This is a genomic window from Acinetobacter sp. TYF_19 (assembly GCF_043105125.1).
In the GTDB taxonomy this organism is placed as follows: domain Bacteria; phylum Pseudomonadota; class Gammaproteobacteria; order Pseudomonadales; family Moraxellaceae; genus Acinetobacter; species Acinetobacter johnsonii.
Window position 1 is genome coordinate 1 of sequence record NZ_JBICLH010000083.1, and the last position, 11,280, is coordinate 11,280.

Consider the following 11,280-nt stretch of genomic DNA (forward strand, 5'->3'; position numbering starts at 1 on the left):
TTAATATATCTGAAATTTATACGGTTTTGATAAATTGAAATAATTATTTAATTTCGAGTTCAAGTCATTTTGTTTATTATCAACACAATCATCTTTTTTGAATTGTGTTATGGCCTTGAATATCCCTGAATCCTTAATGAACCTTGAAGCTAATGGCGGTATTTATGCAGTATGGATGCTACTCCAGCATTTATATATCGATGCGGATATTGAACAGTTGATAGAGGTCTGTGGTTACGATGCAGAAAACGGAACGACAACCATTGGCTTGGCAGTCGGATTAAAGAAATTTGGCTTTGATGTTCAATTTTATACTGATGAAGACACAGAGCTTCAAGCACAAGAAAAATTGAGTTATGCAGAAGCTGAGCAACTAAAGCTGCCAGTTTTAGCGGCCATCAATTACCAACAAATTCAACAGGCATTTGAGCAAAATAAATTTATCATTGTCTATTACGATACTTTAGAAGGCGTCGGAAACCATTCACTGGTTTATTCTATAGATGAACAAGAAATCTGTTTCTTTGACAGTTTTGAGGCGATGCCTGCATCTGTATTTGAACAACAGCGAAAAGCCGAAGGCATCTGCCGACAAGTGATCGTGCTTGATCATTCAAGCGCTCGCATGGAAACAGTACAATAAACATGAAAAGAAGACGTTAAATGAAAAAGATCCTCGGACTATGCGTGTTCATCTCTATGCAGATCAGTGCGAATGACAGCACGGGTTTTGTGGCAACGGGCGGTGTGCAATATCTGAAAAATCCAAAAATCAGTATGCAAAGTGAAGATTTGTTTATCAGTAAAAACATCATTCGGGTGAATTACCAATTTAAAAATCTTACAACTCAAGATATTACGGAAACTGTTTTATTTCCCTTGCCGCGTGTGGGCAGTTCGCGTGAAAGCGATTTTGCGCATACCGAACAATTGATTCAAAGCTTTAAAGTACAAGCCAATGCACAAAAGATTCAGCCAGAAACGCATGTGCGTGCATTTTTACCCACTTTAACGGCAGGTGGTGACTTCAATTCCAATGGTGACGTTGTCGATGTGACTGCAGGTTTGAAAAAATGTGGTTTTTCAGATCGAGATTTGATGTATCCGTGGTTATTGCAGCAAGACTCTACACTTAATCTGCGTTTGTACCGTTGTCAGGACAAAACGGTGCAGCAGCTTTTAAAACCTTATCAGGTGGATGATGAAATTTATTGGGAATCGCAAATTATTTATAGTTGGCAGCAGACGTTTAAGGCCAATGCGTTGACCCATGTAAAACATGAGTACATGCCATTGGTCGGTGGTTCGGTCTCTTTATATCCAGAAGAGGATGAAAAAACCTATTGTATGGATCAAAACTTCAAAGCGGGTTTGAAAAAGACCAAGTCGCAATATGCCCCTTATCAAGCTTTGGGCTATATCTTAAAAACGGGTGCAAATTGGGCGAAACCTATTCAAAGTTTTAAACTGACCATTGAGCGTGACCCGAATGAGTTGGTTTCATTTTGTTGGAATGGTCAGGTGAAAAAGATCAGTTCGACACAATTTCAAATGACAGAAAAGAATTTTGTGCCGAAACAGGATTTAGATATTATTTTTGTGCGTAAGTTTTAAGTAGTAAAAAAGCCCATCAAAGGATGGGCTTTTGATTTTATTCCTGTTCTGCGGCATCTGCCTTGTCGTGCCAGTATTTGGCTTTTACCTCATCCGCATCGACACCTAGGGCATTTTCATAAATGAATGCCAAATCACGCATGGCTTGAGCTTCACCCAGTTCCGCTGCTTGTTGTACCAGTTCAATTGACTTAGCGACATCCTTTTCAACCACATCACCACGACGGTAAAAACCAGCCAATTCTAATATTGCAGAAGGGTGTTTGAATTCAGCGGCTTGTTTTAACCAGTGATGTGCATGTCCAAAGTAGGTTTCAGCTTCGCTTGGATCTTCTTCGCGAAGTTCTTTGGCATAAAAAGCATAACCTTCACCCAGCCAATACATGGCTTCTACATGACCCAATGCTGCTGCTTTGAGCGCCCATTCTTCTGCAAGCGTAATGTCATCTTCATTTTCACTTTGCATATACAGTTCAGCAAGTTCAAATTGAGCGTTACTATTACCTGTTGTTGCAAGATTGACCAATTCAGCAGGAATTTTAGGAGATTTAGGCATACAAATAACCAAAGATTTAAACTGTGGATAGCCTAATGCTTTCAAGTGAAAAAGCCAATCCGAAGATTGGCTTTTACGCTCAGATCAGGTGCAAAGTTAGGCTGAATATAAATAAGAGTAAAACTGAAACAGCGATATTCTTAATTTTTTGCTCAAAATAACTTAAACAAAGTCCAACAAACAGTGCAGCGAAGCTAATTACGCCAATCCAATAACTGATTTCGGTACTCCAATGTCCTTGTGTTAAGCAAATGAGCAAAGAAACAATTAACAGGAACCAACCCACAGTGGTTGCTAAGCGTGTTTGCTGAAGTGTTAGTTCTTTAGCAAAGATTTGCTTTTGGTGCTTAGACATACTGCTGGCAAGTGCAAAAAAACCTAAGGTTGCTAAAGTCCAAATGATCATAAACCAAATCATGCTTTGGCCTCCTGAACAGATGCTTTTACTTTTTTATTCGGCAAACCTTGATGTTTTTTCACTTTGTCATAAGCGAAATAGAAGATCACTGCCATTACCCACATGGCTAAATCAACCGATGCAATCATCCATTGACCCTGCGCAATGCTGTTCCGCAAAGCCTGACCACCTGTCATCAAGTTGACCACTGGCAGCAGGGCGAAAGCCAGTGTTGCCAATAAAAGTAAGTCTAACCATGCTTGGCGGTGGGTACGGAAAATGGCATAAATTAGCGTGAGTAACCATACTGTAAAGAAGCTACGGATCTCCCAGTTTAGGCGCATTTCTACATCTGCAGGAATGAAACGGTTGGCATAAAAGTATGCCGCGCAGGCCAAAGGCAAACCAATAATGGCCGCAATATTTAGGACTTCAACCAGTCGGAAACCAAATGATTTATAGCCTTGTTTCTGCTGTTGGGGTGCACGTTTTACACACCAAAGAATCAGACCCGTAGCCACCATGAGCGTGCCTAAAATACCCGAGCAGAATAATAACCAACGCAGTGCTAAGTCGAGGCCACGCGCTTCGTGTAAGACAGTGACCACGTTATAGATGCCACTTGGAATCGATGGATTTTTGATTCGTATATTTTTATCCGTTTCATCTTGACCCGTGACCCCGTTATAGTTGAGGGTTGCATACACATTGCGATGCGCGACACTTTCAGCACGCAAAGCACGCAACTCAATTTTGGCTTGGTCTGTATTGGGTGAAATAATGTTAATTGAAGAAATTGGATTGTCTTTCCACTGTTGTTGTACCGCTGCCATAATTGGCGCTAAGTCTGTCAGTGGTGCAGGGCGGAGTTCGGGTTTTGGACGTTCCTCACCACGACCTTGAGCATGTTCACCACGTTGCTGTCCGCGTTCTCCACGAGTCGCTCTTTCGCCGTCGCGTTGACCTCGATCTTCGCGCTGCACATCTTCAGCTTTTTGGGGCTGCTCAATAATGCTGGCCTGTTGGTCACGTAAAAACTGTTGTCGATTTTCATACGCTTGGTTAATTCCCCAAGGCATGAACATAAACATGAGCAGTAGTAGGCCACTAAAGGTAATCATTAGATGAAAAGGCAATGCAAAGACAGCGGTTGCGTTGTGTGCATCTAGCCATGAGCGTTGACCTTTGCCAGAGCGAAAGGTAAAGAAATCTTTAAAGATTTTTTTATGGGTAATGATGCCGCTAACAATTGCGACCAACATGAACATGGTGGCAATCCCGACCAACCAACGCGTCCACAGGCGGGGTAAACCGTACAATTCAAAATGGAAACGATATAGGAATCCACCACCACGTGTATCCCGTGGTTTAATCACTTCACCAGTCGCACTGTCTAAGGTGATGCGTGTTCCACCACGACGTGCTTTGGGGTCTTCACCAACGGCACGAATAGTCACTTCAGTTGTAGTTTGGCGTGAGTTGGGTAGTTGAATATTCCAGCTGCCTGCATCTGGGTGGTTTTTCTGTAAATAGTTGAGCGCGACCTGCATCTGTTGCACTTGAGACTGCGCAGGGATAGATTGATGTGTTTCGGGTTTCATCCAAGTAGAAATTTCATTTTGGAAAAAACTCAGGGTTCCAGTCACAAAAATTGCATACAGCAGCCACCCTAAAATGAGACTGGCCCATGTATGCAACCACGACATGGATTGGCGCGGTCCTTCCGCTTTTTGATCAACACGCATTGAAAAACTATCCTAAAAATTTGAGTAGGGCATACAGGGCAATACATGGCACAGCAATGCCGAGCGTTACTTTTAAGGTTTTTTTAACCATAAAGACCCAAATAAAGGCAGCACAGTTAAGACAAAATGCAATGAGGGTGGCGCTCATGGCTGCATTGACAGGATTTGCAATAAAGACTTTGGCAATGGTTAATGCAGAGAGTGCAGCAAGGAAATAACCTCCAAGCAAGGCAAGTGCAAATCGGTATAACACCATCAGACGGTAGCTAAGTGGTGTGTCGACTTTTTTCTTTTTGGTTGGTTTCGGACGGATTTTTTCCGAATGAACCAAGGCATCAATTTGAGTGGTGCTATTCATGGAAGAGAGTTGGTGTATTGGTAAACAATATTGAAAATGATAACAATTATTATTTAAATGGAATAGATGGTAACTTTATTTATTTTTTCTGTAACGGTAAGTGAGTTTGGTGAACAGAAAAATTTGGATTGTAGTCGCTACCTTTTTAAATCGATTTGATTCTTATTTTTATTTCTCTAAGGAATGGCTACACAGTGTTACCAAATCACGTTATACGCTGTTTTGATCTGCGTTAGTTTCATAGTCAATACTTGGGCGAATTTGGAGGAAAAGATGGCTGCTTTTATTAATGCCGAACAGGCAAAAATTATCTCCAACCAAGCGTATTTAGATATTGAAGTCTATAAATTACGTTTAGCTTCACTCATTGAGGAGAGTGCGAAACAGGGAAATACTGCAGTATTTACAGTTCTGCCAAAACATTTACCCTTAGAAGATATTCGTCATCTTTCAGCAGAACTTACCCAACTGGGCTATCAAGTCCGTTTGGAAGTAGAAGAGTTCTATTACCGTTTAAACGTGTATTGGATTTAAAACTTCGCTTTGATGTCTTGGTTTATATTGTGTGGATAAAATAAAAGCCCGTAGACGGACTTTTATTTTTTAGGAGTTTCGAAAACCGATGAAAGGTTATATAGCTGAATACTTAATTTATTATCACACCTAAAACCATAGGAAATGAGGTTTTACAGATGTTTCCATGTGCTAGTGTTTTTAGAATTTAGCTATAGTTGAATATCGGAAGCCTTAGTATTGTAAGGATTCTTTAAATCTAGTGTCTGTTCAAGCTGATGATCAAAAATATCGGTGAGCATACTATCGAAGCGTTGAGCATTGTAATGAATCAACTGATCGGCTTCCTCAGGGTTGATGAATCCTGTTTCAAGTGCGTGTTGGATATGTGATTCAAAATCTAAGCCTTTAAATTGTCCTTTAGACTCCGCTTTTTTAAACTTCGTCCACAGTGGATCAATCTTTAATGCTGCTTGGAAGGCATTTTCCATACGCCCAAAGACGTCATTGGGATCGGTATTGTAAAAAACATGCTGCTTCAGTTGTTCACGGAAAGGATTATTTTCCATGATCGAAAGTCCTAATAGCGTTTTTAGCTGATCACTTGGTTGCTGGGCAACACGACCAAAAGGGAAACAGATGAACTTGACTACACAAGCTGACGCTCGCATAGGAAAGTTTGCAAATAGCCCATCAAATGCATCCTGAATTTGGACAAATGCTTTTTCTAAAGCCAGTTGTGCATGCTGTTGTTCCACCTCACTACGTTGTCCTTTTTCATAAAACTTCAAAATAGCGGTCGCGATAAATAGATGGGCATGAATGTCGGCTAAACGCCCTGAAAGCATTTCTTTGCGTTTAATATCGCCTGCAAGTAAGCCTAAACAAAGGTCTGCGGTTAAAGCGAAGTTGGCACTGAAACGGTTAATGGTTTTGTAAAAAGGACGTGAGAAAGCATCTGTCTGTGCGGAAGCATCTGAAGGGCCACCGAATATGCCATAACTGAATGAACGTGCTGCGCGGTTAAAAGTATAAGCTAAATGTTTAAAAAGTAGCGTGTCGAAAGGCGCTAAAGCTGCCTTTGTATCTTCTGCTTGAAGGAGTTGTAGCTCTTCATATAAATAAGGATGACAGCGCATTGAGCCTTGACCAAAGATCATTAAAGAACGGCTTAAAATATTGGCCCCTTCAACGGTAATTGAAATGGGGATGGCCTGATAATTCAGTGATAAAAAATTGCGTGGCCCCATTTGTACCGCCCGTCCACCAACGACATCCATTCCGTGATTGACAATTTTACGCATGGTTTCGGTGGCATAGTATTTGGCCATAGCTGTCATCACAGCAGGTTTTCCACCTTCATTTAAACCACAAGTCACCATATAGCGAAAAGCTTCTAACATATACGCACCGCTGGCAATATCACTGGTGGCTTCTTGCACGCCTTCAAAATGCCCCACAGAAATTTTAAATTGTTGGCGGACTTTGGCAAAAGCACCGACACTTAAATAGGCCATTTCAGCTGAAGCAGTGGAGAGCGCTGGCAGTGAAATCCCACGACCTACGGCTAAGCACTCCATCAGCATGCGCCAACCTTTACCTGCATTTTCCACCCCACCAATAATCCAATCGAGTGGGATAAAAATATCTTGTCCATCGACCGTACCATTCATAAAGGGTGAACCAGGATTATGTCGCGCACCGACTTGGACGCCGTCATGACTGGCAGGTAATAAGGCACAGGTGATGCCGTATTCAGTTTTGCTTGCATCGCCTAATAGTCCATCAGGGTCATACAGTTTAAAAGCGAGACCAATCACAGTCGCAATAGGCGCCAGTGTAATCCAGCGTTTTGAAAAATTCATACGTAAACCGAGTATTTCTCGGCCTTCAAACATGCCATAACAGACCATGCCTGTATCAGGTATTGCACCTGCGTCGGAACCAGCCTCGGGACTGGTTAAACCAAAGCAGGGGATTTCTTCGCCTTTGGCGAGTCCTGGTAGATAGCGTTGTTTTTGTTCCTCAGTTCCATAATGTAAAAGCAATTCACCTGGACCTAGAGAGTTGGGCACCATACAACTGACGGCAGTGGTTAGGGAACGTGAAGAAATTTTGCTCATGATGCGGCTTTGGGCAAAGGAGCTAAACGCACGACCGCCGTATTCTTTGGGAATAATTAAACCTAAAAAGCCTTGTTCTTTGATATATTGCCATGCCTCAACAGGAAGATCTTTTAAGTGGTGATGAATTTCCCACTCATTGAGCAAACCGCAAAGGTGTTCAACTTCATGATCTAAGAAGGATTGTTCTTCAGCAGACAGAGTTGGGTAGACATAACCATCAAATTTTTTCCAGTCAGGCGCACCCATAAATAATTCTTTTTCCCACCAACTGGTGCCAGCATCTAATGCTTCACGCTCGGTACTGCTCATACTCGGCATGGCTTTGGCTAAAGTTTTATAGGCAGGTTGAGTGATTAAAGACTTGCGTAATGGATCAATAACCACAACCAGGCTGAGAATAATTAAGGGCAGACCTAGAAGTAATGACCACGGACTGATAAAAATAGCAGCGAAGAGGGATGCAAAAATAATTATTACAGTGCCAAGCAAGCGACTGAGTTCAAAATAAAAAATAGCCCAGAGGATACAGATTAAAAACAGAATGGTGAAAATGAAACCCATTGAAACCTCCCGTTGTTTACACCGTGAGGTCAGTCATACGTTTTATAAAATTCCACGGAAAATAAGGCAAAACGTAGACTAAAAAGGTGTAATAAAATGAATTTGATGTGATGTGTAGCATCACGATTATTTTAGACTTTGAATTAGATTAGGATGTTTATTGAACAATGACTGTGTTAGAAATGTATGAATACGTAATTGAAAAATATAAAGAACGAAGTTCGTAATAAAAAAAGCCCTCATATGAGGGCTTTTAAGTTTTGCGTTTTTAACTGTTTAACGCTACAGCAAATTAAGCTTCAATCGTTTGGACTGCAATCTTTTTCGCAGGGTCTGCTTTACGACGGACTGCTGGTACAGGTTCGCCATAGTATTGACGGTCAGCGAAGTAGCTTGAACGAACCATCGGCGCTGCCCAAATATTTCTAAAGCCCAGCTTTTGACCATGCGCAGTGTAGCGTTCAAATTCTTCTGGTGTAACGAAGCGGTCAATCGGCGCATGCTCTTTAGAAGGCTGTAAATACTGGCCAATTGTTACATAGTCAACGCCGTGTGCATGTAAGTCATCTAGAAGTGAAATGACTTCTTCTTCAGTTTCACCAATACCGACCATTAAACCACATTTGGTTGGAACGTCAGGGCAATATTCTTTAAACATTTTCAACAGATTTAAAGAGTGTTGGTAGTCTGAACCTGGACGCATTGCTTTGTATAAACGCGGCACCGTTTCAATGTTGTGGTTAAACACATCAGGTGGACACTCAGTCATAATGCGAAGCGCAATGTCCATACGACCACGGAAGTCAGGTACCAAAATCTCAAGTAAAGTATTCGGGCTTAATGCACGTGCTTCTTTAATACAGTCAACAAAGTGCTGTGCACCACCGTCAAGTAAGTCATCTCGGTCTACAGATGTGATCACGGCATATTTTAAACCTAAGTTTGAAATCGTTTCAGCCATGTGACGTGGTTCGTCTGCGTCAAGTGCATTTGGACGGCCATGTGCCACGTCGCAGAAAGGACAACGACGTGTACAAATGTCACCCATAATCATAAAGGTTGCAGTACCGCCACCAAAACATTCTGGGAGGTTTGGACACGCAGCTTCTTCACAAACGGTATGCAGTTTTTGTTCACGTAGGGTTGATTTAATGCGTTGCACTTCTTCGGGTGCTGCCATTTTCACGCGAATCCAATCCGGCTTGCGTGGCGTTTCAACCGTAGGAATAACTTTTACAGGTATACGCGCGACCTTTTCTGCGCCACGAAGTTTGATACCCTGCTCAGGTTTACGGTTTTCAGACATATTCAACTATTCCACTGTTTTTGACGGGGGAGATGCTAAAAATAGCAGTATTAGTATAGCGGAAATGCGAATTGATAGGGCGGAAATACTATTCATTTACTAAATGTGGTTATCACTTAATATATGTAAGCTAAATACAGCAAATTGCCTGCAATTACGTCATAATATGCCCAAGATAAGTAATAAGTTTTTGAAGAAGGAGCGTTGAATGCCACGTAAAAAAGAGGTCGTTGGTGGAACTTTCGTTAAGTACGATGCGGTCGTTCTAGGTTCAGGCCCTGCGGGTGAAGGCGCGGCAATGAAACTTGCCAAATCTGGAAAGCGTGTTGCGATTGTGGATGTGCGTGAGCAGCTCGGTGGTAACTGTACCCACGTGGGGACCATTCCAAGTAAAGCTTTACGTCAAACGGTATCGAGTATTATCCGTTATCGCCGTGACCCAATGTTTAAAAAAATGGGCGACTGGCGTCAGTTTACAATGAAGCAAGTGCTTCAAAATGCACATAAAGTGATTCAACAACAGGTTGATACACACTCACGTTTTTATGACCGCAATAAAATTGATATTTACCATGGTCGTGCCTATGTTCAAGACCAAAATACGGTTTTAGTATTTAGCCCTGAAGGCATTAAAGAAACGATCATGTGCAAACAAATCGTGATTGCAACGGGTAGCCGTCCATACCGTCCTGCGGCGCTTGATTTTAACCATCCGCGTGTATTCGATTCGGACAAAATTTTAGACCTTGATTATTCGATCCAAAAAATCATCATTTATGGTGCGGGTGTGATTGGCTGTGAATACGCGTCTATTTTCATTGGGTTAGATCATAAAGTTGACTTGATTAATACACAGCACAAATTGTTGAGTTATCTAGACGATGAAATTTCTGATGCTTTGTCTTATCACTTACGTCAACAAGGGGTCTTGATTCGCCATAATGAGCAGATTGATCATCTTGAAACGTATGATGATCACGTGGTGCTACATTTGCAAAGTGGTAAGAAAATTAAAGCAGATGCTATTTTGTGGTGTAACGGTCGTTCTGGAAATACGGATGGCTTAGGTCTAGAAAATGTTGGTATTACGCCAAACAGCCGTGGTCAAATTACAGTCAATGATCAATACCAAACCGAAGTGGAAAACATTTACGCTGCGGGTGATGTGATTGGTTGGCCTTCACTGGCTTCTGCTGCATATGACCAAGGTCGTTGCGCAGGTGCAAATATGAGCGGTGAAGTGGGTGTAGAACCTGTGGTTGATATTCCGACAGGAATTTATACCATTCCAGAAATTTCTTCGATTGGTAAAACTGAACAAGAGTTAACCGAAGAAAAAATTCCGTATGAAGTGGGTCAGGCTTCGTTCCGTCATTTGGCACGTGCGCAAATTACGGGTGACACAGTGGGTGAGTTGAAAATTTTATTCCACCGTGAAACTTTGGAAGTGCTGGGTGTGCATTGCTTCGGTAATAACGCTTCGGAAATTATTCATATTGGTCAAGCGGTGATGAATAGTCCAAACAATACCATCAATTATTTCGTAGAAACGACGTTTAACTATCCAACGATGGCTGAAGCATATCGTGTAGCGACTTTAAATGGTATGAACCGTTTGTTCTAATTTTTATAGTATTTTCAGAGACCTGTAAGTTTAGACTTACAGGTTTTTTTATATATAAAATTGCTATTTTGTAAGTGCAGGCATATCTAAAAGCCTAAAACTTTTTAACGATTTGTGCGATGGTAGGTGAGTGCGACAAGTAAAGGGGGGAGGGAGCAACTTTGTTTATGAGATACAAGTAATTTTGCGGGTGCCATGTTTCTTAGCGTAGAACATGGAAAGAATGATCCAGTGATACGGCGTAGCAGATATTATTAGACATAAAAAACCAACAAAGTTGGCTTTTTTGAATTGGGCTGCGACGTGAAATCAGTTACAGGATGAACTGATGTAAGAAGTAGGCAGAAATCATCATGCCTAACACAAAAAACATGCACGAATAAGCGTCAAGCTGATAACGCTTTTCTAACTGATGTTCAACATGCTGTATATTTTCTTCTTGCATAATTTTCATGGAAGTTTTTATTCCGATTTAATTAT

11 protein-coding genes are annotated in these 11,280 nt (G+C 41.5%); 4 read left to right on the forward strand and 7 right to left on the reverse strand.

Annotated features, from left to right (window positions below; translation table 11 throughout):
• Positions 1 to 109: 109 nt before the first annotated feature.
• Positions 110 to 643, forward strand: a complete 534-nt coding sequence (locus tag ACF8FD_RS12510; RefSeq protein ID WP_005399747.1) for a cysteine peptidase family C39 domain-containing protein — start codon at positions 110 to 112, stop codon at positions 641 to 643.
• Positions 644 to 663: 20 nt separating this feature from the next.
• On the forward strand, positions 664 to 1,614 hold the full coding sequence (locus ACF8FD_RS12515) for a DUF4424 family protein (RefSeq protein WP_005399746.1): 951 nt from the start codon (positions 664 to 666) through the stop codon (positions 1,612 to 1,614).
• A gap of 37 nt (positions 1,615 to 1,651) precedes the next feature.
• Here ACF8FD_RS12515 and ACF8FD_RS12520 read toward each other — a convergent pair whose 3' ends face one another.
• The 4 genes from ACF8FD_RS12520 to ACF8FD_RS12535 form a co-directional block, all read right to left on the reverse strand.
• A complete protein-coding gene (locus ACF8FD_RS12520; RefSeq protein WP_234303798.1) occupies positions 1,652 to 2,170 on the reverse strand; it encodes a tetratricopeptide repeat protein in 519 nt (172 codons plus the stop codon).
• 79 nt (positions 2,171 to 2,249) lie between these two features.
• Entirely contained in the window at positions 2,250 to 2,588 is a 339-nt protein-coding gene (locus tag ACF8FD_RS12525; protein WP_234303797.1) for a DUF3325 domain-containing protein, read from the reverse strand.
• Positions 2,585 to 4,312: a PepSY domain-containing protein gene (locus ACF8FD_RS12530; RefSeq protein WP_234303796.1), complete on the reverse strand. Its 1,728-nt coding sequence runs from the start codon at positions 4,310 to 4,312 to the stop codon at positions 2,585 to 2,587. Before ACF8FD_RS12530 ends, ACF8FD_RS12525 begins: the two co-directional genes overlap by 4 nt.
• A 7-nt stretch (positions 4,313 to 4,319) precedes the next feature.
• Positions 4,320 to 4,670, reverse strand: coding sequence for a hypothetical protein (locus tag ACF8FD_RS12535; protein ID WP_234303795.1), 351 nt, complete (start codon positions 4,668 to 4,670; stop codon positions 4,320 to 4,322).
• Positions 4,671 to 4,943: 273 nt separating this feature from the next.
• On the opposite strand from ACF8FD_RS12535, the gene ACF8FD_RS12540 reads away from it, so the two are divergent.
• Positions 4,944 to 5,204: a hypothetical protein gene (locus tag ACF8FD_RS12540; RefSeq protein WP_234303794.1), complete on the forward strand. Its 261-nt coding sequence runs from the start codon at positions 4,944 to 4,946 to the stop codon at positions 5,202 to 5,204.
• Between the two features lie 191 nt (positions 5,205 to 5,395).
• Here ACF8FD_RS12540 and ACF8FD_RS12545 read toward each other — a convergent pair whose 3' ends face one another.
• Both ACF8FD_RS12545 and lipA read right to left on the reverse strand, forming a co-directional pair.
• On the reverse strand, positions 5,396 to 7,870 hold the full coding sequence (locus ACF8FD_RS12545) for an acyl-CoA dehydrogenase (protein WP_279678912.1): 2,475 nt from the start codon (positions 7,868 to 7,870) through the stop codon (positions 5,396 to 5,398).
• A gap of 292 nt (positions 7,871 to 8,162) precedes the next feature.
• The gene (gene lipA, locus ACF8FD_RS12550; protein WP_004693928.1) at positions 8,163 to 9,176 is read right to left on the reverse strand and encodes a lipoyl synthase; all 1,014 of its coding nucleotides are present in this window, start codon (positions 9,174 to 9,176) and stop codon (positions 8,163 to 8,165) included.
• 208 nt (positions 9,177 to 9,384) lie between these two features.
• On the opposite strand from lipA, the gene sthA reads away from it, so the two are divergent.
• Positions 9,385 to 10,800: a Si-specific NAD(P)(+) transhydrogenase gene (gene sthA / locus ACF8FD_RS12555; protein WP_004693926.1), complete on the forward strand. Its 1,416-nt coding sequence runs from the start codon at positions 9,385 to 9,387 to the stop codon at positions 10,798 to 10,800.
• Positions 10,801 to 11,113: 313 nt separating this feature from the next.
• On the opposite strand, the gene ACF8FD_RS12560 is transcribed toward sthA, so the two are convergent.
• Complete coding sequence (locus ACF8FD_RS12560; RefSeq protein ID WP_004693924.1) at positions 11,114 to 11,254, reverse strand: hypothetical protein; 141 nt, start codon at positions 11,252 to 11,254, stop codon at positions 11,114 to 11,116.
• Positions 11,255 to 11,280 lie beyond the last annotated feature (26 nt).